The organism is Cloacibacterium rupense (assembly GCF_014645495.1).
Lineage (GTDB): Bacteria > Bacteroidota > Bacteroidia > Flavobacteriales > Weeksellaceae > Cloacibacterium > Cloacibacterium rupense.
This window is the reverse complement of the sequence record NZ_BMLV01000006.1, coordinates 214329-237529: the sequence shown is the minus strand read 5'-3', so window position 1 is coordinate 237529 and position 23201 is coordinate 214329. Positions and strand designations below refer to the sequence as shown.

Below are 23201 nucleotides of genomic sequence, written 5' to 3'. Positions count from 1 at the left end.
AAAATATGTCTATCAATATTTTACACAAAAAACATTTTATATCTTTGCCATAGTGCAATGTAAAAGGGAAGCATCATTTTTACAATACTTTTTAATTTGTTGCACTTATGTTGTACTAATGAAATAAAAAAAGCCCCAAAACTATTTGTTTAAAGGCTCTTTAGGAAATTTATTTTAACTTTGTCAAGGTTTCAAATTACTACAGTCTAGCAATTTATTTTATTTTAATAGTGTTCAGACTTCAATCCTTTGCTCCTAAACTAGTAATCAAAATTTAATACTAAACCTTCAAATCATAATTAAAAAGAATACTTTTCTTAGAACTACTTAATTTTTGTATAATAATTAAAAATTCATTAATTTTGTCTATACGATTTGAGTAAAATTGCTTCATTTCAAAGGTGGAATATTCGGTTACCTGAAAATTATTAAAATCTGAAATCTCCTATTATAAGGGGTTTAAAGGAAAAGCATATATTCCTGGAGAAACCACAAAAAGCCCGATTTTTTCGGGCTTTTTTGTTTTTTGGCACTATTATTTTTATCTTCGTGGCTCAATTTCATCACATGCGTAATTTTTTTAAAATATTCTTTTTTTTGTTTTCAGTGAGTTTTTTCGCACAGGAAGGAATTCAATTTGAAAATGATACTTTTCAAAATATATTGGATAAAGCTAAAAAAGAAAATAAACTGGTTTTTCTAGATGCTTTCGCCTCATGGTGTGGCCCTTGTAAATTGTTAGAAAGAAATGTTTTTCCTCAGAAGGAAGTAGGGGAGTTTTATAACAAAAACTTCATCAATTCTAGGTTTGATATGGAAAAAGGAGAAGGAAAGGATATTGCCAGAAAGTATGGGGTGAATTCTTATCCTTCTTTTTTGTTTCTCAACGGGAATGGGGAAGTGGTCTTCAGAGGTAAGGGGTATATGGAAGTTTCTGGTTTTTTAGCCATGGGAAAAGATGTGCTTAATCCTGAAAATAAAATTGAAAAAAGAATTGAAAAATTCTATGCTGGAGAAAAAGACCCTGAATTTTTAATAAAGCTTATGAAAGATGTCTCAGGTAATGATTTTTCATTTGCTCAAAAAATTTCAGAAAGATATTTTCAGGTTAAAGAAAATGCTGAATTAACTAAAGAAGATGCGGCAATTCTTCTCTATTTTACAAAAAGTTCTGAAGATGGAAATTTTAAAATTTTTCAAAAGAAGAAATCAGAGTTAATGAAATTTGTTCCTGAAAACGTTTTGAATGATTTTGAAAGGCAATTAAAGCTTACCACAATCATTAAAAAAGCCGTGGATTATACGAATGAAAAAATTGATAATAACTATTTAATAACAGAAGCTACCAAGATTATAGGAGAAAAGGACGCCAAAATTCTTTCTGCTAGGTTAAGAAAAGATTTTTATTTGAGCAATAAAAACTATATAGAATACGAAAAAGCGTGCTTAGATTATTATGAAAAACCTGCAGATTTTAGTGCAGAAGAATTAAATCAAGTTTCATGGGATTTCTTTTTGTTTGTAAGTAATGCAGATTCTTTAAAAAAAGCGGTCGATTGGTCATTAGAGTCAATTAAAAAGCAAGAAGATAACATTAATACAGATACATTAGCGAGGCTTTATTACAAATTGAATGACTCTAAAAATGCTAAAATATGGGCGGAAAAATCTATAGAATTAGCTAAAAAAAGTAATGCAGAATATACTTCTACCGAGAATCTATTGAATAGTATAAAGCAGTAAAATGAATAAACTAAAAACATTTTTTTTAATCACATTCTTTTTATTTTTTGGTGATAAAATAAACGCTCAGACATATGCCAAAGTAAACATGCTTGGCTTACCATTAGGAATGTTAAATGCGGGTGTAGAAGCTAAAGTTTCAGATAATATTACTTTGCAACCAGAATTTTTTATTTCACCTTGGCGTTCTTTTTTGGGGAATAGATTACAGATTTACAATTTTAATTTAGAAGGCAGGTATTATTTTAAAGAAAGTTTTAATCACTTTTATATTGGTGGAAATGCAGGTATTGCAATTTTTGATATACAAAAATGGAATTATTTAAATTCTAATCAATATCAAAGAGGATATTCTTTACTCTTTGGTGTTACAGTTGGTTATCAATATCCTATTTCTGAAAAATTAAATATAGATATGTATCTAGGTGGTGCAACATCACAAGGGTTTTATCATGGTTATGATATTGTAAACGGACAAAGATATGAGCCTAAAAATCCTTGGAACAGAAGTGGAGAATTGATTCCTTATAAAGTAGGAGTTGCGTTGTCTTATAAAATAAATTAAAATGGAAATAAAAAGTTTTAAATTTTTGTTGCTACTCATCATCACATTTGTGATTGTATTTTTAATGAATTACATAGGGAATTCTAGACCAGATAAATTACAAACTGCAATAATGAACGGTGTAGCTGGTATGGTGGGAATCACTATCGGAATGTTTTTTTATAACCGAGGCAAGAATGATAAAAATCCGCCACAACATTTTGATTAAAAAACAAAAGCAACCAATTTTAGGTTGCTTTTTTTAGATGTCTTGCCTCATCAATCTTCATAAATTCTATACTTAGTTCTAATTTTCTCGAAGTTTTTAAGATCTTGTTTCCAAGAGTTTCTAATTTCTTGTTCAGATTTTCCAGCAATGATTTGTTTTCTCAATTCATCTGTTCCTGCCAAAGTATCGAACCAAAGGTTTTTTAGGAAAAATTCTTGAGATTTTTTATCAAAATTTTGATAAGCATTTATCATGAAACTGAGGTCTAATTGAGACTTAATTTCCGGGTAGTTTCTCAAGTCTTCACCGTAGCATAATTTGCCATTTAAAAAAGGGTCTTTTGCCCCAAAATTAGGTTTTGGAGTAAATTTGAATGTATAATTCTTTAACCAAGGACTTCCAAAAACCTGAAACGGAAAATCTGTTCCACGTCCTACGGAAACTTGCGTTCCTTCAAAAAAACAAAGGCTAGGATAGAGGTTGATGGATTGATTATTCGGTAGATTAGGAGATGGTTTTTCAGAAATAGGATATCTCTGTTTTTTATGATAATTTAGCATTGGGATAATGGTATATTTGGCTTTTAAACCATTCTTAAGCCACTTTTCACCGTTTACCATTTTCCCGTACTCGCCAATAGTTAATCCGTACACTACAGGTACCTTGTGCAATCCAACAAAACTTGTCCATTTTTCTTTTAAAACTGGCCCGTCAGTATATCCATCATGAGGATTTGGGCGGTCTAGAACGATAACTTCTATATTATTTTCAGCAGCAGCCTCCATTACGTAAGAAAGTGTAGAAATGTAGGTGTAAAACCTTACGCCAACATCTTGAATATCAAATAAAATTAAATCTACACCTTGTAATTGCTCGGCTTTTGGTTTCTTATTATCTCCGTATAAAGAAACAATGGGTAATCCAGTTTTGGTATCAATACCGTTTTTTACGTGTTCACCAGCATCTGCGTTTCCTCGGAAACCGTGCTCTGGTGCAAAAATCTCTTTAATTTTAATATTATTTTTCACCAAAAAATCTACCAAATGCGTTTTATCTGCCAATAAACTAGTTTGGTTGGCCACTACGGCAATATTTTTATTTTTTAATAATTTTAGGTAAAGTTCTGGTCTATCAGCAGCTGTTTTATAACAATTTTCTTCTTGATTTTTGATTTGTGCCAATATTTTTGAACATGTGAGGCACACAATTCCAAAAATAATTAGTTTAATAAGAAGTAAATTTTTAATTTTGAGACTTAAATTCATTGCATTGAAATTTCCTATATATTTTTCTAAAAAAATAGCTTTTTCCAAAGATAACAAAAATAATCTTTCTAAGGTGATTGTTTTCATCGGCAGATTATCCGTTGCATTAGGAATTATAGTTTCTCTCATCACTGTTTCTACTGGGCTGGGTTCTAAAAAAGCCATCGAGAGTAGATTGGCTAATTTTTCTGGTCATATTACTATAAAATCGACCCGAAGTAATTCTTCTTACAATACTTCTGTACTTAATAAAGAAGGCCTTAAGATTAATGAAATTAAGAGTTTAGAAGAGGTAGCAGGAGTACAATCCTATGCTACTGTTTCTGGAATTCTAAGGACGGAAGATAATTTTGATGGAGTGATTTTGAAAGGGGTTTCTAAAGATTTTGATGCTGAGAGATTTCAAGATTTTATGATTTCTGGAGAAATTCCGAAATTTACCGAAATAGGGTACAATAATCAGGTGATTTTGTCTCAAAAAATTGCGAATGATTTGCATCTGAAAACCAAAGATAGCATAGTGGCTATTTTTTCTAAAGAAGACCAAAAACCTATTTACAGAAAATTTGTAGTTTCAGGGATTTATAAAACCGATATCAAAATGATTGATGATTTATTTATCATTGGAGATATCAACCATGTTAGAAAAATTCAAGATATTTCAAAAGATGATGTTGGCGGAATAGATGTTTTTCTAAAAAAATCAGAAACTATTGATTCTGCATTTCCTAAAATTGAAAGGCTGATCGGTTTTAAAAATTTTGCTGAAAAAGCCACAGATAAATACCCACAGATTGTAGATTGGATTGGTCTTTTTGATACCAATATCGCTTTAATTATTACCATTCTTTTGGTAGTTGTGGTCATTAATATTATTATGGTTCTTTTAATATTAATAATTGAAAGAACAAATTCTATTGGGGTATTGAAAACATTGGGAGCTAACAATCAGCAGATTAGGGCTATTTTCATTAATTATACTTTGCTTATTATGGTGCCAGGATTAATCATCGGAAATGTTATAGGCGTAGGATTGTTGTTGATACAGAAATTTTTTGGGATTATTAAATTAAATCCCGAAAATTACTATGTAAGTACAGTGCCAGTAGACCTTAATCCTATTTATATTTTAGCAATTTCTTTAGGAATTTTATTGGTTTCTGCAGTGGCGCTTATTTTACCGAGTTATTTGATTTCTAAAATTTCTCCAGTTAAAGTGATTAAGTATGATTAAAAAAATCGGATGAAATGGCTTCCGATTTTAATAAATTATTTTCCGCAACTTTCATTAGAAGAATTGATGATTAAATCATACTCAGTCTGTGAGATAAACTGCGGTGAATATTCTTCTCCTAGGATTTCTAGGCTATTGGTAAACGTTCTCATATGATTTCTAGAGCCGCATGTAAGTTTACTATATACATTCAAAATGAGTGTGTTTTTAGTTTTTGCGCTTAGATTATTTAAATCTTTTATGTCTACATCTTCTATGGTAGAGCCTACTTTTAGGGCTTCTTTGTTGCTTATGCTCCCTTGGGTAATTAGTTGATTATAAAGTGTTTGTAGGTTGCTGTTTTCGAACTTTCCTTCAGGCAATTTTTGATAAGGAATATTATATTTTATCAACAGATTTTCTATTGCATTCATGTGTGATTGTTCGCTATTTTTGATATTGGCGAATTCTTGCAGATTCCATTTTTGATGTAAGAATAGGTAAGTGTCTCTTGCGAGTTTTTCTTCTTCGAACATAAAAGTAAGATCGTTTTTTTCCTCAGCAGTTATTGCAGGAAGATTTTGTAAATCCTCATTATCACTATTTCTAGAGCATTGGTTGATATTTATTAAAACGAGAGCAATAACTAGAGTTTTGATTAATTTTTTCATTTTTGTAAGGTTTGAAATTAAAATATATGTTGTTTTTCACACATTAATTTTTCAAAATTTGTTTTCGGTAAAGCAATTGTTATTTGGAAAGTTTAATTTTTAAAATTTCTATTTTTACCTCTTCTCATAGTAGCATTTTCATTTTTATTACAAGAAGAATTAAATGTTTTGCCACATTTTTCATGTTCATTATTGATAATCTTATTAAATTCTTGTTTAGAAATATATTGAACTTCATAGCTTGAGTTGTTCACACTCAATCCTCTGTTGAATGCTCTTAAATGATTTCTAGAGCCACATTCTAAAAAGTCATAAACATTCAAAATCTGCTGGTTTTCGGTTTCTTTTTTAAGCCTTTTTAAGTCAAAAATATCTACATCTTCTATGGTTGCGCCTACTTTTAGAGCTTCTATTTCAGAGATATTTCCTTTAGCAATCAAATCATTATATAATTTCTGAAGATTTTGGTTTTTAAATTTGCCTATTGGTAAAATTTCATAAAGAATTTTGTTTTGGTCTAGTAGAGTTTTTATTTTTTCCATGTGTATTTTTTCACTCTCTTTGATGTTCTCGAATTGTCTGGTTTCCCATTTTTCATACAATTGCGTATAAACATCGTGAGCTAGTTTTTCTTCTTCTAACATAAAAAGAAGAGATTCTTGTTCGCTATTAGGAAAATTAGATTTAGTGTAATTGGTGAAAATTACCAATCCTAGAAAAATGAAAATGATGATTTTTAAAGTTGAGTTTTTCATAACTTGTGAATTTTAAAATTAGATTTAAAAGCTTAGGTTAAGTTAAAATGAAAAACTTCATAAAAGTATAAAAATTGCGATAATCGATAAAAATTACCACAAATAAAAGGTTTATTACCAAATAATAGAAGGAATTCTTAATCGTATTTTAAGCCACAAGAATTTACCGCTCCGTTGACAATATTTTTAAATTGTTTACCTGAAAGAAATTGGTTTTTATAATCCCCATTTTTTTCTTTCAAGGCTCTGTAATAGACAAAAAGATGATTTCTAGTGCCGCATTCTATACCATTTGCCGCTTCTCTGATGGTAGATTTTCCGCTGTTTTTTCTTACCAAATAAATGTCATTAATGTTGAGTTCTTCAATTTTTAAAGCGGTTTTCAGAGCTGAAATTTCGTCAGTACCTTCAGAAATGAGTTGATTTTTAAGGTTTTCGGTTTCTACTACCGCATCATTTTCGAAAACAGAAATATTTTGTTTAGATAAAATTTCTTTCCAAATATCTATGTGTTTTTGTTTTCTTTTGGCAATATTCCCAAAAAGGTTGTTTTGATACTGTTGGTAAAAATTTTCATAAACCTCTTTCGCAATTTTCTCTTTTCCTATGAGTTGAGTAATGGAGGTGATTTCTTTCTCATTCAGAAGGTTAGAATTTCTTACCGATTTTGGTTGCATTAGAGAGCAAGAAATTAATAATAGTGAAAATAAAAAGGTGGTTAGAAATTTCATTAATTTATAATTGGTTTAACAAATCTACTAAATTTTTGGTCAAATTTTTTCTAGAAAATTGTTCTATGTTTTCGGCATTGTTTTCTATGTTTCCAGATTTCCAGTTTTGGTAAGAATTTAAAATAAATTGTTTCAAACTTTCTTTTTCATTATAGCCGAAATGTTTGCCAGCTTTTGTCTCTGAAAGAATTTTTTCTACATCTGCATCTTTTGGTCCGAAGGAAAGAATGGTTTTTCCTGTGGCTAGATATTCAAAAATTTTCCCTGGGATAATTCCTTTTGAAGACTCTTGTGGGAAATTGGTCATCAATAAAACCGAAGAATTTTGCATTTCTTCCAAAGCTTTATCATGTGTTTGATAACCTAAATTTAACAAGTGATTTCTTAATAGAGAACTATCTATTTTTTGCGAAATTTTGTCATCTAATCTTCCTACAAATTTCAATTCAAAATCTTTGGCAAAATCTTTATTTTCAGAAAGCAAATCATTCAAAGTTTCCCACAAAATTTCAGGATTTCGCAATTGCTCTAGAACTCCAATGTAACTTAAAGTGAATTTTCCTGACCTTCCAACTTCCGACTTCTGACTTCCGACTTCCAAATCAAATCCATTCGTAATACAGAAAGCATTCGCTCCTTTTTTCTTAAAATTTTCGGCATCTGTGTAGCTTGTTGCCAAGGTAATATCTGCGTTTAGGAAAACTTGTTCTTCTAAATTTCTATGTTTTTTATCGGCAAATTTTGTTAGTTTCAGATGTTTGTAATAGGAAATTTCCGTCCAAGGATCACGGAAATCTGCAATCCATTTTAAGTTGGGTATTTTCTTCTTCAATCCTAAACCAATTAAATGCAAAGAATGAGGTGGCCCAGTTGTTACCAAAACATCGTAATGATTCGCTTTTAGGTATTTTTCTAAAAACTCAACCGAAGGTTTTACCCAAAAAACTCGCGCATCGGGAATAAAGAAATTTCCTCTTACAAAAATCGAAAGTTTGGCTTTCCAAGATTGGTTGTCGCCGACGTCAAATTGCCCAGCTTTGAATTTTTTATTGTCCTTACCGAATTTTTCTGCCAATTGATAAGGTTCCCAAATTTTGGTTTTTATCATTTTCAAATTCTTTGGAACATCTTTTTGCAAAGTTTCATCTACAATAGGATAGCTCGGATTTTCTGGAATAAAAACTGTAGGTTCCCAACCGAATTCGGGCAAATATTTTACAAATTTCAACCAACGTTGTACGCCTGGTCCACCGGCTGGAGGCCAATAATAGGAAATGATGAGTATTTTTTTTGTTTCTGGCTTCATTTTTTTAAACCGCAAAATTATTTATTACTTCTAAAGAATGAATCTTAAAATAATTTGAAGAATAAATATATAATTAAAATGATAATGAAAGAAACAATTATTGACTGATTTGATCTTCCATTTTTAGTTTCATATTTTGTAAGATTTCTAGTGTGATAACTAACCTTGGTAAGTTCAAGAAAAAAACCTTTGTGAAATGGAAAATTAGGCAATGATAGTGCGTATAATTTTCCGTTTATGGTATACTTGTATATGTCATAAATGATGTTTCTATAATTGATAGAGTTTTCAAAAATTAACTCATCATTTTTTAAAAAATGATTAAACTGAACGTAGAAATTTTGAAATTCAATTTCATTTTTAAATCTAAATGTTTCTAAGTTTTCAATTTTCATAAAATTGTATTATATTGAAGTTTTGATTTTTCAATATCTAAAGAATCAGAAAATATTTCTTTAATGATTTCTTTTACTTCTGTTGGGTTATAGGTTTCAGAATTTCTTCTTGAATTTTTATAGTCTTTTTTTACCATAAGTTCTGATAATTCACCAATGGTAATAACGTAAAATTCTTTTCCAAAATCTTGAGCAATTTTTACACAAAAAATTCCAATTACAAATAATAGTAATCCTAATAAAAATTGATTAAAAAAATAATAAAAAGACAATATTATTAAAACTACAGAAATGAACGATAATGTAAAATCAGGTTTTAAAAAACTAGTTTCAGTTTTTAGTTTATCTTTTAAAAAAGTAACACTTTTAATTCTATTTTTTGAAGGAAATATATTATCCAATTGAGTTTTAGGAGTTATATTTCTAAAAGGAATATTAAAATCTTCAACTAAAATTTCCCTTAATTTATAAAAGGATTGTTGAGAAGTACAATCATTCATCTCAGTTCCTTGAATCTTATCTATAACCAAATTTTCAAATTCTCCATAAGTTTTCACTTTTTCAAAATCTTTTTCATCATCAAACTTTATGTTGAATGAATTTTCAATAGCAATAATAATTTCAACAGAATCAAGTCCATCAACTGAATCTAAAATTCCTTTCTCTTTTTTCATATTTCAGATTTTTTTGATTACGAATTTTGAAATTCCTGCGAAATTTCGGACAAGTCACGATTTGTCCCTACTGAATTTTTGTACAAAAAATAAACTCCAACCAAAGAAAGCAACACAAACAATCCAAATGCAATCATAGAAATTGTTTTTCCTTTGGCTATGACTTCTGGTTCGAAAAGCATTCTAATAGTATGATTTCCTGCTGGTACATACACTGCTCTCAATAGATAATCTGCCTTGATGTAAGGAACTTCTTTTTCGTCTAAAAACATCTTCCAACCTTTTGGATAATAAATTTCAGAGAAAACTGCCAATTGTGGTGTTTTAGATTGTGTTTTGAATTCTAATTCGTTGGCTTGATATTTCGTTAAATCTACAATAGCAGTAGAATCTGCTGCTAAAGTTTTTCCTTCAAAGTATTTCTTATCATCGATAGAAATTACTGCTGTTTTTTTAGAATCAATGCTACCAATTGCGTCTATTTCTTCGTTTGGTGTGTTTACAAATTTAATATCTGAAACCAACCAAGCATTACCGTTGGCTTTCGGGTTTATCTGTACTTGAGGTTGTTCTACGCTTCCGCCAATTACATATTTTGTGTTGAGTAAACTCAAAATATTAGGAATTTGAGCAGATTTTGTAGAATCTTCACTATAAAAATAATGATTGATAAGATCGTCGTATCTTCTCAGTTTTACAGCGTGATAACCGCCAACAGAAGCTTTGTAATATGAAGTGTTTGTTTCTCCGAAAGGACCTAGAATTTGGTTGAAAATTCTGTAATGGGTTTTGTCTTTGTCTGAAATCTCTTGCAAAACTTTGTTCATATTGGCTCTTGAAAGCAAATCATTCAGCTGAGGATTATCACCTGCTTTTCCAGATAAATAATCAGAATTTTCGGTTACGAACGGTGTTTGAGCAAAAGTTTTATCTACAAAATTATCATTATTTAAATAACGTTTATTTACCGTCCATAAATCGAATAAACTTACCAAACCTATGATGATTAAAGCAATATTTTGAGACAATTTTTTCTTAAGACTTAAAAATAAAACTCCAGAGGTAATCAGAACATAAATAAATGCTTTTATAGCGTCTATTCTTAGCATTCTAGCTCTTTCATCTTTAATAACAGTCATGATAAAATCTGGAATTTTTCCAGTTTCTGCAGAACTTTCAAACCCGAATAAACTTTTGGCAAAAAGGATGATGAGAAGTGTAATTCCTAAAATGCTTCCGCTAACGGATAATAATATTTTTTGTTTGTATTCTTCGGTTAGTTTTTCATCGTTGTAAAATCTATAAAGTCCAATAATTGCAATCAGAGGGAATAATAATTCTACTACAACTAAAATGGAAGATGGCGCTCTGAATTTATTGTAAAGCGGAACGTAGTTTATAAACAAGTCTGAAAGTGGTAAGAAATTGCTTCCCCAAGCTAAAAGAATGGTTAAAATAGAAGCTCCTAAAATCCAATAACGATATTTTTTCCAAGCGAAGAAAAATCCTAAAATTGCTAAAAAGACTACAATTGCACCTTGATAAGCAGGCCCAGAAGTTCCGGGTTGGTCTCCCCAATACATCGGGACACCATTTACTACTTGGTCAAAAACAGCTTGAATTTGCTCTTCATCATCGGTTTGACTTTCTAAAGATGCTCTTAGTTCTTTTTTGAAATCATCAGAAACTTCTTCGGTAGAGCTACCTCCTAATAATCTTGGAATAAATAAGTTAAGGGTTTCTAATTTTCCATAACTCCAGTTGAGGACTTCTTGTTTTTTCATTCCGTCATCATCCTTAGAATTGTGTTCAGATTTTAAGATTTGTTTTCCTCTTACAGTTTCTTTTACGTATTCTGAATTAGCCAAAAGTCTTTGTGAATTCATTCCAACACCTAAAATCATAGCTAAACCAAGGATTCCTGAAGAAATCAGAAAGTGTTTCCATTCTATTTTTCCTGTGGCAGCTCTCACCAATTCTGAAATAAATAAAAATGCTAGTGCTAAGAAGAGATAATACGTCATTTGTGGGTGATTGGCGCAAATTTGCAATCCCATAAAAAGCGACGTGACAATGAACCCGAGAATGTATTTTTTGCGAATATAAACCAATAAAATTCCTGCAAGAAGAGGCGCAAAATAAGTTAAAGTGGCCACTTTACCATTATGGCCAGCCGCTATGATGATATAAAAATACGTAGATAGCCCAAAAAATGTAGCACCTAACAGCGCGTATTTCCAATTTTTGGTAGCAACATAGCCCAGCAAGAAAAATCCTGCAAAAAGTAGAAAAATAAAATTAGCTGGTTTTGGTAAAAAATTGAATGCATCATCTATTTTTTTGATGACATCCCCACGAAATTGTGCTCCTGATTGGTAAGTAGGCATTCCTCCGAACATGGCATCACTCCAGTAAGTTTCTTTACCATTATTAGCTCTGTAATCTAGTAGTTCTTTAGCACCACCTTTGTATTGTACAATGTCGTGTTGTAGCAATTGTTTGCCAGAAATTACAGGATTATTGTAAACCAAGGCCAAAACCACAAAAATCGCCAATGAAATGACGATATATAGGATATTTTTATTTTTCAGCATATTTTGATTATTTTTTCTCGGAATAAATTCCGAGGTTATAATTTCGTTCGTTGCTCTGCAACTTCTAATTTTCTATTTATTTTTCTTCTTCTTTCACTTCTTCGTAATCTACCGTTTCTGCGTCCCAATTCACTTTTTCTTTGATGGATTTATTTTGAGAAGTAGTTCGAGGGTTCTGTTGGTTTTTAGGATTAAATTGAGGGAAGTTTTTATAAAAAGCATTGAAAAATATTCTCTTCAAGATATTCCAAACGAAGAAAATAATAATAGTTGCTAAAACAATTTCAATTAAATATTTGATAACAGACATTTTCTTAAAATTTATAACTTGGGTTGATTGAAACCAGAGAATTAGAGGTTTTGCTCAATGTTTGACTTTGTTTACCGTCAGAAAGACTTTCTTTTTCTGTAGTTTTCATATTCAGTTTAGAACCCAAGATCCAACCTGTATTAGTGTCTATTCTAATGGTTCCGTTTTGATTTCCTTCTAAGCTTACAGAGTGTGACATTCCGTTTTTAGATTCAGATTTTGCTTTTCTAGGGATTCCTCCTTTTACTGCGATTTCTGCAATTCCGTTTTCCACTTTTGTAAGGGTGTAAGTAGTAGAGATTTTAATGCTTCCGTCAGGAGTTAAATTTTCGGTTTCAGTCCAACTTTGTCCTATTTTTGCACCTTTTATTGGGAATATTGTAATGTTTTTTCCAAACTGTTCTTTCAATGATTTTTCATTAAAACTTTGTTTAAAACCATCCATGAAACTTTTAGTTTGTGAAGCATCTTTTATAATGCCGGAAGCTGCTTTATTTATTTTTTGATAAACCGGTTCAAAACCTGTAATAGAGGTTATTTTCCCTGTTTTATCCATTTTCATTTTCAGGCTGTTTCCTACCTGTGCTTTTTGGATTTCCCACATAAATTTTTGTTGTGAGTCTGCTGGTGCACTACCTTTAGTGTCAATGCTTTGGGTTTTTCCTTGTGAAGTAGCAGACATTTTTTTGCCGACTAAATTCATGGTCAGGTCGTAATTTCCTTTATCATCTACAGCATTTACAGTAAAAGTCATTTCATCTGTAGACTCATTGGTTCCGGTCATCGATTTATTTCCATCAGACATCGTTTGTGTATCTCTTTGGTAAGTGATAAATGGGTAGGTTTTGCCTTTTTCTAGTTTGAAACTGGCATAATAAACACCCAAAGAATCTTTTATGGCAGGGTTTTCCATTTTTACAGTTTCTTTTTCTTCTGCAGGCACTTCTACGGTGATGGTTTTTCCTGTTTTTGGGTCAACTTTAGTTACGGTTTGTGTTTCTTTTTTACAAGAAATTATTGCTATCGAAAGCAGCGCAATTGCTGTAATTTTTTTCATTATTTTAATTTAAATTTTATTGATTTTACGAGTAACGAAGCTATTTATTAATTAGAAGCACTCGTTTCTCAATTTTTTTCACTTTCAGTCCTGCTTTCCGTTACAATCTTTTTCTTTTCCATTTCCGAACGCGCCTCATGGCGCGTTCCTACACCAAAGAAAAAGGATTTCCACTGCAATCAGGGCTATAATTCACGTTTCAGTTCTTCACTTGAAGATTTTACAATATTTTTGTTTATAACATTCGGCTTCCCGAAATTCGGGACAAGCTCTACGGAGCCACCTAAAAATAGGAAATTTTAATTTTTACACCCATTGCATTCCTACGGAACGCCAAAATTTTTTTCTAATTCTCCAACTCTCCCATTCTACAATTTCCCCACTAATTTCTGTCTCACCGCTTCATAAAGAATCGCTCCACAAGCAACAGAAACGTTCAGAGATTGAGTTTTGCCGGTGATAGGTAATTTTATTTTTTCGTCTGCGTGGTGCATTACTTCTTTAGAAATTCCGGTTTCTTCATTTCCCATTACAATGGCGCAAGGTTCAGAAAAATCGGAATCATAAATCATTTTTTCTGCTTTTTCAGTTGCTGCGAAAACCGTAACGCCCGATTGTTGAAGAAAATCTACCACGTGAGCCAAATTATTTTCTTTACAAATTTTTACATTATACAAAGCTCCCGCCGAAGTTTTAATCGCATCAGAATTGATAGGAGCAGCACCTTTATCAGGAATTACAATCGCATCTATTCCTACACATTCTGCGGTTCTAGCAATTGCACCGAAATTTCTTACGTCTGTCAATCTGTCTAAAATCAACAAAAACGGAACTTTGCCTTCCTCAAAAATCTGTGGCAACAAATCCTCAATTTTATAAAACGAAATTTCCGAGATAAATGCTACAACACCTTGATGATTTTTTCTGGTAAAACGGTTCAGTTTTTCAATAGGAACTGTATTCGGACGAATATTGTGCTTTTTTAGTAATTTTTTCAGGTCAGCATAAATATCACCTTGTAAACCACCTTGTACAAAGATTTTGTCGATGGTTTTTCCTGCTTCTATTGCTTCCATCACAGGTCTTAACCCGAAGATGAAATCTTCTTTTTCGTTTCTAGGTTCGTTTTCCGAATTTCTATTGTCAAAACGTGGTTTTCTATCGAAATTTTTTGGTGCAAAATTTCTTTTTTCTCCCGAGTTATATTTTTTATTGAATTCTCCCAATCTTTTAATTTTTTAAATTTGAATTCTATTTGTGTCGTTCCTACGGAACTTCTTTTTTAATTATACTTAATTTGCGAAAAACCTTTTGCTCTTAAAAAGCAAAACCAGTCGCTTTTTCAACTTCTGACTTCTGACATCCGACTTCTGACTTTTTTAGAACATTTCTCCAGCCAAAGCTCTCTTTTGTGCCATTACATAACCGAAATGTAAACTTTCGTGCATGTTATTGAAGATAATGGCGTCTTGAATATTTTTCAAATCAATTCCGAAACTTGTAGAATAAGCGGTGTAGTCTGTAAAGAAATCATCATCATAATCTTTCATCAATATTTTAGAAGTTTCTATCAAAAGAAATCCTAAATCTTCAATTTCAGATTCAGAAACATTTAGGTTGGGTAAAGTTCCCTTTTTGTAGGTGTCAACCCAGTATTTATCTATTCTAAAAGCATTTCCGCTAAGGTAATAGCAAAGCAATTGCTGAGTGGCTACACAGTGTGCAATATTCCAGTAAATGTTATTGTTAAAACCATCAGGAATGGTCATTAAATCTTTATGAGGAGTGCCTTGCAATATTTTTAATAAGTTTTTTCTTACTGCTCTATGATTTTGAAAATGAGTATTCATCTGTATTTAAATTTTAATCTCCAAAAATACTGAAATTGTATGGAAGTTGGAAGATTTTGATAAATTATTCTTAAAGTTTTTATATGACTTTAAATTATTGAAATTCAGTGTTTTAATACTGTTGTTTTTTAGTGTTTTTAATGTTGTATTTTTATCTTCTAACCTCCAACTTCCGACTTCCAGCTATTTTTAACAAACTTTAACCAAAAATTGGTATTAATAGTGTTGTAAATTCCTTGAAAATAGTGAAATTTACAGTCTAATTTTTCTAAAATTATGCAAGAACTTAATCAAGCGGAAGATATTAAACAACTTACAGAAAAAGTAAAAGAACAAAATGTTTACTTTTCTTTATTGAAAAAGGAAATCAATAGAGCAATTATCGGGCAAGAATATATGGTTGACAGACTTTTGATAGGTTTATTAGGCAATGGTCATGTTTTATTGGAAGGAGTGCCAGGTTTGGCAAAAACTTTGGCGATAAAAACCCTTTCAGAAGCGGTTCACGGTGAGTTTTCTAGAATTCAGTTTACACCAGATTTATTGCCTGCAGACGTTATTGGCACGCAGATTTATAATGTGAAAGAAAACGATTTTTCCATTAAAAAAGGTCCTGTTTTTGCGAATTTTGTTTTGGCAGACGAAATTAATCGTGCGCCTGCAAAAGTGCAATCTGCATTGCTAGAAGTGATGCAAGAAAAACAAGTAACCATTGGTGATGAAACGATGAAATTGCCAACTCCTTTTTTGGTTTTGGCAACGCAAAATCCTATAGACCAAGAAGGTACTTATCTTTTACCTGAAGCACAAACCGATCGTTTTATGCTGAAATGTAAAATAGATTATCCAGAATTTGAAGATGAAAGACAAGTGATGAGAATGGTTTCTACTTCTGAAATTCCGCAGATTAAACCAGTGATTTCTTTGGAACAAATTGTAGAAGCTAAGAAAATCATCAATCAAATTTATCTTGACGAAAAGATTGAAAAATACATTCTCGATATGGTTTTTGCAACCAGATTTCCTGAAAAATATGGACTTTCTGAACTGAAAAATTACATCAGTTTCGGAGCTTCTCCAAGAGCTTCTATCAATTTAGCGATTGCTTCACGAGCATTTGCATTTTTGAAAGGAAGAGCTTTTGTAATTCCTGAAGATGTAAAAGCGATTGCAAAAGATGTTCTCCGCCACAGAATTGGTCTCAGTTTCGAAGCGGAAGCAGAAGATGTAGATGCAGACGCCATTGTAGATAAAATTTTGGGGAAAGTTTCTGCTCCGTAATTGAAAATTGATAATTGAAAGTTGAAAATTTATAAAATGTTCAAGAAAATAGTTTTTTTAGGTTTTGTTTTTTGTGTTTTTTATTTTGTGAATGCACAAAATGAAGGCTATCATAAAATTGCTAAAGCAGAAAGATTACTAAAGTCTAATAGGAAACTTGATAAGGCAATTGACCTTTTAGATGATGCAAAAGATGATGATTATGGTTTTTGTGGAAATGCTTATGCATCTGTAAACTGGAAAATTAATTTTTTACTTGCTCAAGTTTATTCTCAAAACAAGCAATATTCCATTGCATTAGAAAATATTGATAACATAAAAAATTGCAATTTTGGGGGTGATTGTTATAAGTCTGATTCTTTAAAATTGAAAATTTTAGTTGATTTATATGGGTTGGATAATCTTAAAAATGAATTGAAGAGGACAAAAAATTCTAAAAATTTTGTAAATATTAAAAATGATTCTGTTTCTAAAAAATGTTTGAACCTAGAAAAATTTAATTATCAATATTGCTTTGGATTAAATGATAGAAGAAGGTATTTTATAGAAGGTAAAGAATTTGTTGTGAATCCAGAACACCCATTAGATTTTTTGATTGAAACCAAATATTTTAAGGAATTAATAGGTAAGTTAGATTAAGATTTTTTGTTCCGTAGAAATGCAATGTCTGTAGAAAAAAATTAAGCACCGTAAAAATGTCAATCTTTAAAAAAGTAACAGAAAATAACGAACTTTATTTGTATATGAACGGAAAACTCATTTACAAAAAATGGTTATTGACTGGACAGTCAAAAATTTTTGATGTTATGGCTTATGATAAATTTACATTAAAATCAATAACAGAAGAATCTATTAAGAAAGAAAAAAATAACTCTAAAAAGTGCAAATAAAAGATATTGTAAAAAAAGTAAAACAGATAGAAATCCGTACTAGAAAAAGAACGGAGAATACTTTGATGGGGCAATATCACAGTGCTTTTAAAGGTCAAGGTATGACTTTTTCGGAGGTTCGTCCATATCAATTTGGCGATGATATCCGTAGAATTGATTGGAATAAAACCGCGCGTTTCAAAGAGCCTTACGTAAAAGTAATGGAAGAAGAACGTGAACTCACGATGATGATTTTGGTAGATATTTCCGCTTCTATGAATTATGGGACTAAAATTCAACTGAAACGAGAATTGGTGGCAGAAATTTCGGCGAGTTTAGGATTTTCGGCGGCAGGAAATAATGATAAAGTGGGACTGATTTTATTTGCAGATAAAGTATATAAAGTAATTCCACCACAAAAAGGAAGAAAACATATTTTAGCCATAATATCTACGATTTTGACGGCTGATTATGTAGAAACAGAAACTAATATAGATGCAGCTTTAGAATATATGATGCACGTTTTTAAGAAGAAATCTTTGGCGTTTTTGTTTTCGGATTTTGTAGATGATTTTGATGATAAATTATTGAAAATCGCTTCTAAAAAGCATCAATTGTTAGGTTTAAGGATTTTTGATGAAAAAGATAATGAAATTCCCGATGTTGGTTACGCTTTTTTCAGAGATGTAGAAACGGGTAAACAAATTTGGGTGAATACTTCTAACCAAAGATGGCGATACAATTATGCTGAAGCGCAGAAACAAAAAATAAGAGATATAAAAGAATCTTTTGAGAAAAGTTCTGCAAGTTTTGTAGAAGTGAAAGCAGAAGATGATTATACCAGAGTTTTGTATAATTATTTTCAGAAAAAGTAGATTTTTGCGGTAATTATTTTATTAAATGAACAAAGGCGAAATCATTATATACGAAACCAAAGATGGTGAAACTTCCATAGATGTAAGAATGGAAGAGGAAACTGTTTGGCTTACTTTAAATCAAATGTGTAATTTATTTGATAGGGACAAATCTGTTGTTTCAAGACACATCAGAAATATTTATAAAGAAGGAGAATTAGAATTAAATTCAACTGTTGCAAAAAATGCAACAGTTCAAAAAGAAGGTAATAGAGAGGTTTTAAGAGAAATTGAATACTACAATTTAGATGTCATAATTTCCGTAGGTTACAGAGTGAAATCTCAAAGAGGAACGCAATTTAGGATTTGGGCAAATTCAGTTCTCAAAAGATATTTAACACAAGGTTTTGCAATTAAAGAAAATGCTACACAAATTCAGTTGCAAAATTTGAGTTCAATGCTCGAGATTTTATCAAAATCTATTGAGAATAAATCTGTTTCAGTAGATGAAACACAAAATTTATTGAGAATAATCAAAGATTTTAGTTATGGTTTAGATACACTCGATAAATATGATAACCAAGTTTTAGAAGTCGAAAAAACTACTGATAAAGAAGATGAATTTAGAATAAATTATGAGAATGCTTCACAAGTTATTCAAGATTTGAAAAAGAAATTCAATGCAAGTCAATTATTTGGAAATGAGAAAGATAGTTCATTTAAAAGCTCTGTAAATACAATCTATCAAACTTTTGACGGAAAAGAACTCTATCCAAGTATTGAAGAAAAAGCGGCGATGTTCCTTTATTTGGTAGTGAAAAATCATTCTTTTTCTGACGGAAATAAAAGAATTGCAGCATTTTTATTTCTTTGGTTTTTAGAAAAAAATAAAATTTTATATAAAAAAAACGGACAAAAATTAATAGAAAATAATACGTTAGTTGCACTTACTTTAATGATTGCGGAAAGTAAATCTGAAGAAAAAGATATGATGCAAAAAGTAATAGTTAATCTTATTAATAAAAATAATTGATTGAATTAAATGAAGAAGATTTCAAAAAAAATAAAAATATTTTTCTTTTTCTTATTGAGTGTTTTGGCTTTTGGGCAGACACTTTCTTCTAATCTTTCTAAAGACAAAATTGCTTTAGGAGAAAAGGTTACGTTTAGAGTATCTGTAAATAATCTAAAGGGTAGAGATGTGATTTCGATGCCTAAAAATGAATTGTTGCCTTTTCATTTTGAAGAAACAAAAGATGATATTTCTAAAACTTTTGACAATTACAGCAGAACAATAGAGTTTCAAATTTTTGATGAGGGCAAATTTACAATTCCACCTCTAGAATTCTCTATTAATGGAGAGGTATTGAAAACTATTCCTTATGAAGTATCGGTTTATAATCCTGTAAATGCAGACGATCAACCTAATGATATTATGAATAATAAAGAAGTAGAACTTGGTTGGAAAGATTATTGGGAGACTTTTAAATGGCATTTCATGGGTGCATTAGTGGTTATTGCTCTACTTTTTGTGTTTTTAGGAATGTTTAAAAATGGAGTTTTTCGTAGAAATAGAAAGGAGGAATTTCCGATTCATAAAACATTACTTGAATTGAAAAATCTCGAAAAGAAAAGATATGCAGAAAATGGTAATTATAGATTGTTTTATGTAGAATTAATAGACATTACCAGAGCATTTCTCACTCAGCAATATCATATTCCTGCAGATGTTTTGTTGACAGATGATTTGATAGACTTGATGAAACATACCAATAAAATTTCTTCGGAAAACGAAAAAGTAGTAGAGGAAATATTTTTGAGAGGAGATTTGGTGAAATTTGCTAAAACTTTCCCAACCAAAGAATTGATGGAGAAAGATTTCAGAGAAATCTATGATTTTGTAGAACGCTCGACAGTAGATATAGAAGCAGAACATTTAAGAGAAGTCCATTAACATGAATTTTGAATTTCACAATCCTTATTTTTTAGCACTTTTTTTACTTTTCATTCCTTTGGTCATCAGAGATTTTGTGAAGAAAAAAAAGCAGGGAATTAATGTCCCTACTACAAAAAACATGATGGTTGCAGGCAATTTCAGTCTGGTTCAGAAATTCCTTACTATTAGCAAATATATCATACTTTCAGGTTTTATCTTAGCTATTTCTAGACCAAGAACTTTTACAATAATTGAAGACCGAGACGAAAAAAAAGGGGTAGATATATTTTTGGCGGTAGATATTTCGCCAAGTATGTTGGCAAAAGATTTAGAACCTGATAGAATTACAGCACTGAAAGGGATAGCTAAAGATTTTGTTAAGAAAAGAACATCAGACAGAATCGGTTTGGTAGAATATTGGGGAGAAGCTATTACTAAGGTTCCGCTCACTTCTGATCATCAAGTCATTTTAGACGAAATTAATGAAATTAACCCTAGTTTAGATTTGTCTGGAACTGCCATAGGTGAAGGGCTTTCTGTAGCAGTAAATCACCTTAAAAATAGCAAGTCTAAAAATAAAATCATAATTCTGATGACTGATGGTGTAAATACCGTACCCAATGCTATGCCTCCACAAATTGCTGGCGAATTAGCCAAAGGTTATGGCATTAAAGTTTATAATATAGGAATAGGAACTAATGGTTATGCACTTTTTCCGGTAATTGATGTTTTTGGAATTAGTTTTGAAGAACAAAAAGTAGAAATAGACGAAGCTACACTTTCTGAGATTGCCAATATTACGGGCGGTAAATATTACAGAGCCACGACTAACGAAAGCTTGAAGAATATTTATAATGAAATAGATTCACTAGAAAAATCAAAAATTAAAAGCGATAAAATATATAATTATGATGAATATTTCAGAGTTTTTCTTTGGATTTCTTTGTTGTTTTTATTGATTGATGCTGTAATGAGATGGAGATTTTTTAGAATTTTTAATTAAGTATAAAGAGCATGGAGTTTAGTTTAGGAAATTATTGGTATCTCTTTTTATTGCTACTTTTACCTGTAGTAGCAATTCTTATTTTTGATTTTAAGAAATGGAAAAAGCAAAGAAAGAATATCTTTGCAGAAAATAAATTTCACTCAGCACTTTATTCAAAAGATACTACTTTTTCAAAGATATTTCCTGCTTTGTATTTATTAGGTTTTTTATTTTTGATTTTGGCAATGGTAGATTTCTTGAGCGGAAAAGAAGAAATGAAGGTGCAACAAAAAGTAAATTCTGTAATTTTTGTTTTAGATGTTTCTAATTCTATGAATGCTGAGGATATAGAACCATCTAGATTGCAACAAGCTAAAAATATATTGAAGAATTGTTTGTTGCAAATGAAAGATGATAAAGTAGGAATTGTGGTTTTTGCAGGAGAAGCACAGTCTATCATGCCTATTACAACTGATTATACCGCAGCAGATACTTATATAGATGCTATAGAAACAAGTATTGTCAGAAGGCAAGGGACAGATTTTCTAAAAGCAATAGAAACAGCCACTGAAAAATTTAAAAATATTCCCAAAGGGTCTAGAAAAATAGTTTTGATTAGTGATGGTGAAGATAATGAAGGAAATGAAAAAAGTGCTATAAAAGAAGCAAATGACCAAGGAATTATTATCAATACCATAGGAATAGGCACAGAAGATGGTGCCCCAATTCCAATGTATATTTATGGTCAATTGATGGGGTATAAAACAGATGTCAGTGGTGAAACCGTTATTACCAAAAGACAAACGGAAGCCTTAATGGCCTTAGCTTATGATACAGGTGGTGAATATTTAGATGGCAATAATCTAATGGATTCTGTTTCAAAAACGGTAAACGCTTTACAAAATCAGAAAGGTAGCGCGCAGGCTATAATAAATACTCAATCAGCTGTACATTATTATCAATGGTTTTTGGGACTTTCTATGTTTTTATTTGTGCTTATTTTTCTCTTTAATCCAAAAAGAGATTTAAATGTTTAACATTAATCTTAAAGCTAAATTTTAATTGATAATATTTCTCAATTTGTAAATGTATTTTTTTATCATTAATTTAACATTTAATACTATCGTTCTTAACATTTAAAGCAATATTTTTGTACGACAGATGTTGAAAAAGTATATTACATATATTATGTTTCTTTTTCTTGGGGTATTGAGCGTGTACGCCCAAGAAACTTTTAACACCTTAATCTACAAAGGTAACCGTAGCTTCGACAAGAGAAAATATGACGAAGCCTCTTCTGTATTTATGGATGCCGTAAAACAAAAGAACAATGATTTCGGAGCTCATTACAATTTGGGAAATTCTCTCTATAAGAATAAAATGTACGACCAAGCAGCTGCAGAATACCAGAAAGCGCAGAAACTTACCAATAATCCAGACGAAAAAGCAGCTTCATTGTATAATTTAGGAAACACTTATCTGCAAAATGGCAATACAGAGCAAGCCGTAAATTCTTATAAAAATGCCTTGAAATATGATCCAAATAATAAAGCGATTCTAAAGAATTTGCAGATTGCCAAAAAGAAAAAAGACCAAAAAGAAAATAAGCAGCAGCAGAATAACCAAAATAACCAAGAACAAAAAAACCAAGATCAATCTAATAAAGAAGGAGATAATAAAGACCAAACTGATAAAAATAATACTTCTAAAAATCAAGAAAGTGGTAACCAAGGAAACCAAAAAAAAGGAATAGGTAACCAAGGGAAATTGCCCAATCAATCTGAAAAAAATAGTCCACAGAATCTGGAAAATAAAATTCCTAAAGATTTACAAAAATTAATCCTAGAAAGAAGTGCTAATCAGGAAAAGGAAACAGCTAGAAAGTTGCTTAACAAAAATGCTTATTCAATCCCCGAAAGCAATGAAAAAGATTGGTAAC

The 23201-nt window shown here is 30.8% G+C and carries 24 protein-coding genes; 13 read left to right on the top strand and 11 right to left on the bottom strand.

Features of this window, described 5'->3' with window-relative positions:
- Window positions 1–567: 567 nt before the first annotated feature.
- From IEW40_RS12940 to IEW40_RS12930, 3 genes are read left to right on the top strand one after another with little or no spacing between them, the layout of a single operon-like run.
- Window positions 568–1743 (top strand): thioredoxin family protein, encoded by a 1176-nt coding sequence (locus IEW40_RS12940; protein ID WP_262891261.1) that lies wholly within the window; start codon window positions 568–570, stop codon window positions 1741–1743.
- A 1-nt stretch (window position 1744) separates the two neighbouring features.
- A complete protein-coding gene (locus IEW40_RS12935) occupies window positions 1745–2308 on the top strand; it encodes a DUF3575 domain-containing protein (RefSeq protein WP_188618524.1) in 564 nt (187 codons plus the stop codon).
- Between the two features lies 1 nt (window position 2309).
- Window positions 2310–2516: a hypothetical protein gene (locus IEW40_RS12930; RefSeq protein ID WP_188618523.1), complete on the top strand. Its 207-nt coding sequence runs from the start codon at window positions 2310–2312 to the stop codon at window positions 2514–2516.
- Window positions 2517–2566: 50 nt separating this feature from the next.
- On the opposite strand, the gene IEW40_RS12925 is transcribed toward IEW40_RS12930, so the two are convergent.
- Window positions 2567–3781, bottom strand: a complete 1215-nt coding sequence (locus tag IEW40_RS12925) for an exo-beta-N-acetylmuramidase NamZ family protein (protein WP_188618522.1) — start codon at window positions 3779–3781, stop codon at window positions 2567–2569.
- Window positions 3782–3785: 4 nt separating this feature from the next.
- Here IEW40_RS12925 and IEW40_RS12920 point away from each other — a divergent pair, with 4 nt between their 5' ends.
- A complete protein-coding gene (locus IEW40_RS12920; protein ID WP_188618521.1) occupies window positions 3786–5015 on the top strand; it encodes an ABC transporter permease in 1230 nt (409 codons plus the stop codon).
- Window positions 5016–5050: 35 nt separating this feature from the next.
- Here the strand turns inward: IEW40_RS12920 and IEW40_RS12915 are convergent, their stop codons facing one another.
- From IEW40_RS12915 to IEW40_RS12870, 10 genes are all read right to left on the bottom strand, one after another.
- Window positions 5051–5665 carry a DUF2202 domain-containing protein gene (locus IEW40_RS12915; RefSeq protein WP_188618520.1) on the bottom strand — a complete coding sequence of 205 codons (615 nt, stop codon included), beginning with the start codon at window positions 5663–5665 and terminating at the stop codon, window positions 5051–5053.
- A 92-nt stretch (window positions 5666–5757) separates the two neighbouring features.
- On the bottom strand, window positions 5758–6420 hold the full coding sequence (locus IEW40_RS12910; RefSeq protein ID WP_188618519.1) for a DUF2202 domain-containing protein: 663 nt from the start codon (window positions 6418–6420) through the stop codon (window positions 5758–5760).
- Window positions 6421–6557: 137 nt separating this feature from the next.
- On the bottom strand, window positions 6558–7151 hold the full coding sequence (locus IEW40_RS12905) for a DUF2202 domain-containing protein (RefSeq protein WP_188618518.1): 594 nt from the start codon (window positions 7149–7151) through the stop codon (window positions 6558–6560).
- Window positions 7152–7155: 4 nt separating this feature from the next.
- Window positions 7156–8457 (bottom strand): glycosyltransferase family protein, encoded by a 1302-nt coding sequence (locus tag IEW40_RS12900; RefSeq protein WP_188618517.1) that lies wholly within the window; start codon window positions 8455–8457, stop codon window positions 7156–7158.
- A gap of 391 nt (window positions 8458–8848) precedes the next feature.
- Complete coding sequence (locus IEW40_RS12895) at window positions 8849–9526, bottom strand: acyl carrier protein (protein ID WP_188618516.1); 678 nt, start codon at window positions 9524–9526, stop codon at window positions 8849–8851.
- 17 nt (window positions 9527–9543) lie between these two features.
- Window positions 9544–12120 carry a YfhO family protein gene (locus tag IEW40_RS12890; protein ID WP_188618515.1) on the bottom strand — a complete coding sequence of 859 codons (2577 nt, stop codon included), beginning with the start codon at window positions 12118–12120 and terminating at the stop codon, window positions 9544–9546.
- A gap of 76 nt (window positions 12121–12196) precedes the next feature.
- Entirely contained in the window at window positions 12197–12430 is a 234-nt protein-coding gene (locus tag IEW40_RS12885) for a hypothetical protein (RefSeq protein WP_229663454.1), read from the bottom strand.
- Between the two features lie 4 nt (window positions 12431–12434).
- A complete protein-coding gene (locus tag IEW40_RS12880) occupies window positions 12435–13487 on the bottom strand; it encodes a DUF6263 family protein (RefSeq protein ID WP_229663453.1) in 1053 nt (350 codons plus the stop codon).
- Window positions 13488–13855: 368 nt separating this feature from the next.
- Window positions 13856–14584, bottom strand: a complete 729-nt coding sequence (gene rlmB / locus IEW40_RS12875; protein WP_262891262.1) for a 23S rRNA (guanosine(2251)-2'-O)-methyltransferase RlmB — start codon at window positions 14582–14584, stop codon at window positions 13856–13858.
- A 282-nt stretch (window positions 14585–14866) separates the two neighbouring features.
- The gene (locus tag IEW40_RS12870; RefSeq protein ID WP_188618514.1) at window positions 14867–15337 is read right to left on the bottom strand and encodes a DinB family protein; all 471 of its coding nucleotides are present in this window, start codon (window positions 15335–15337) and stop codon (window positions 14867–14869) included.
- Between the two features lie 276 nt (window positions 15338–15613).
- Between IEW40_RS12870 and IEW40_RS12865 the strand changes: the two genes are divergently transcribed.
- The 9 genes from IEW40_RS12865 to IEW40_RS12825 all read left to right on the top strand — a co-directional run bounded on the left by IEW40_RS12865 (window position 15614) and on the right by IEW40_RS12825 (window position 23200).
- Window positions 15614–16618, top strand: a complete 1005-nt coding sequence (locus IEW40_RS12865) for an AAA family ATPase (RefSeq protein ID WP_188618513.1) — start codon at window positions 15614–15616, stop codon at window positions 16616–16618.
- A 36-nt stretch (window positions 16619–16654) separates the two neighbouring features.
- Window positions 16655–17257, top strand: a complete 603-nt coding sequence (locus IEW40_RS12860) for a hypothetical protein (protein ID WP_188618512.1) — start codon at window positions 16655–16657, stop codon at window positions 17255–17257.
- A 56-nt stretch (window positions 17258–17313) separates the two neighbouring features.
- Window positions 17314–17508 (top strand): hypothetical protein, encoded by a 195-nt coding sequence (locus tag IEW40_RS12855; protein WP_188618511.1) that lies wholly within the window; start codon window positions 17314–17316, stop codon window positions 17506–17508.
- Window positions 17499–18362 (top strand): DUF58 domain-containing protein, encoded by an 864-nt coding sequence (locus IEW40_RS12850; RefSeq protein WP_188618510.1) that lies wholly within the window; start codon window positions 17499–17501, stop codon window positions 18360–18362. Before IEW40_RS12855 ends, IEW40_RS12850 begins: the two co-directional genes overlap by 10 nt.
- Window positions 18363–18387: 25 nt before the next feature.
- Complete coding sequence (locus IEW40_RS12845; RefSeq protein WP_188618509.1) at window positions 18388–19374, top strand: virulence RhuM family protein/type II toxin-antitoxin system death-on-curing family toxin; 987 nt, start codon at window positions 18388–18390, stop codon at window positions 19372–19374.
- Window positions 19375–19383: 9 nt separating this feature from the next.
- Entirely contained in the window at window positions 19384–20295 is a 912-nt protein-coding gene (locus IEW40_RS12840; protein ID WP_188618508.1) for a BatD family protein, read from the top strand.
- Window position 20296: 1 nt separating this feature from the next.
- Entirely contained in the window at window positions 20297–21280 is a 984-nt protein-coding gene (locus IEW40_RS12835) for a VWA domain-containing protein (RefSeq protein ID WP_188618507.1), read from the top strand.
- Between the two features lie 11 nt (window positions 21281–21291).
- A complete protein-coding gene (locus tag IEW40_RS12830) occupies window positions 21292–22299 on the top strand; it encodes a vWA domain-containing protein (protein ID WP_188618506.1) in 1008 nt (335 codons plus the stop codon).
- A 124-nt stretch (window positions 22300–22423) separates the two neighbouring features.
- Window positions 22424–23200 carry a tetratricopeptide repeat protein gene (locus IEW40_RS12825; RefSeq protein WP_188618505.1) on the top strand — a complete coding sequence of 259 codons (777 nt, stop codon included), beginning with the start codon at window positions 22424–22426 and terminating at the stop codon, window positions 23198–23200.
- The last annotated feature ends 1 nt before the right edge of the window (window position 23201 follow it).

What these genes read in the sequence shown, in the direction of transcription:
- IEW40_RS12860 (WP_188618512.1), top strand. Translation starts at nt 16,655, where the DNA reads ATGTTCAAGAAAATAGTTTTTTTAGGTTTTGTTTTTTGTGTTTTTTAT.
- IEW40_RS12895 (WP_188618516.1), bottom strand. Translation starts at nt 9,526, where the DNA reads ATGAAAAAAGAGAAAGGAATTTTAGATTCAGTTGATGGACTTGATTCT.
- IEW40_RS12835 (WP_188618507.1), top strand. Translation starts at nt 20,297, where the DNA reads ATGAATTTTGAATTTCACAATCCTTATTTTTTAGCACTTTTTTTACTT.
- IEW40_RS12905 (WP_188618518.1), bottom strand. Translation starts at nt 7,151, where the DNA reads ATGAAATTTCTAACCACCTTTTTATTTTCACTATTATTAATTTCTTGC.
- IEW40_RS12845 (WP_188618509.1), top strand. Translation starts at nt 18,388, where the DNA reads ATGAACAAAGGCGAAATCATTATATACGAAACCAAAGATGGTGAAACT.
- IEW40_RS12940 (WP_262891261.1), top strand. Translation starts at nt 568, where the DNA reads ATGCGTAATTTTTTTAAAATATTCTTTTTTTTGTTTTCAGTGAGTTTT.
- IEW40_RS12825 (WP_188618505.1), top strand. Translation starts at nt 22,424, where the DNA reads ATGTTGAAAAAGTATATTACATATATTATGTTTCTTTTTCTTGGGGTA.
- IEW40_RS12900 (WP_188618517.1), bottom strand. Translation starts at nt 8,457, where the DNA reads ATGAAGCCAGAAACAAAAAAAATACTCATCATTTCCTATTATTGGCCT.
- IEW40_RS12925 (WP_188618522.1), bottom strand. Translation starts at nt 3,781, where the DNA reads ATGAATTTAAGTCTCAAAATTAAAAATTTACTTCTTATTAAACTAATT.
- IEW40_RS12930 (WP_188618523.1), top strand. Translation starts at nt 2,310, where the DNA reads ATGGAAATAAAAAGTTTTAAATTTTTGTTGCTACTCATCATCACATTT.
- IEW40_RS12840 (WP_188618508.1), top strand. Translation starts at nt 19,384, where the DNA reads ATGAAGAAGATTTCAAAAAAAATAAAAATATTTTTCTTTTTCTTATTG.
- IEW40_RS12865 (WP_188618513.1), top strand. Translation starts at nt 15,614, where the DNA reads ATGCAAGAACTTAATCAAGCGGAAGATATTAAACAACTTACAGAAAAA.
- IEW40_RS12870 (WP_188618514.1), bottom strand. Translation starts at nt 15,337, where the DNA reads ATGAATACTCATTTTCAAAATCATAGAGCAGTAAGAAAAAACTTATTA.
- IEW40_RS12855 (WP_188618511.1), top strand. Translation starts at nt 17,314, where the DNA reads ATGTCAATCTTTAAAAAAGTAACAGAAAATAACGAACTTTATTTGTAT.
- IEW40_RS12935 (WP_188618524.1), top strand. Translation starts at nt 1,745, where the DNA reads ATGAATAAACTAAAAACATTTTTTTTAATCACATTCTTTTTATTTTTT.
- IEW40_RS12830 (WP_188618506.1), top strand. Translation starts at nt 21,292, where the DNA reads ATGGAGTTTAGTTTAGGAAATTATTGGTATCTCTTTTTATTGCTACTT.
- IEW40_RS12885 (WP_229663454.1), bottom strand. Translation starts at nt 12,430, where the DNA reads ATGTCTGTTATCAAATATTTAATTGAAATTGTTTTAGCAACTATTATT.
- IEW40_RS12915 (WP_188618520.1), bottom strand. Translation starts at nt 5,665, where the DNA reads ATGAAAAAATTAATCAAAACTCTAGTTATTGCTCTCGTTTTAATAAAT.
- IEW40_RS12910 (WP_188618519.1), bottom strand. Translation starts at nt 6,420, where the DNA reads ATGAAAAACTCAACTTTAAAAATCATCATTTTCATTTTTCTAGGATTG.
- IEW40_RS12890 (WP_188618515.1), bottom strand. Translation starts at nt 12,120, where the DNA reads ATGCTGAAAAATAAAAATATCCTATATATCGTCATTTCATTGGCGATT.
- IEW40_RS12880 (WP_229663453.1), bottom strand. Translation starts at nt 13,487, where the DNA reads ATGAAAAAAATTACAGCAATTGCGCTGCTTTCGATAGCAATAATTTCT.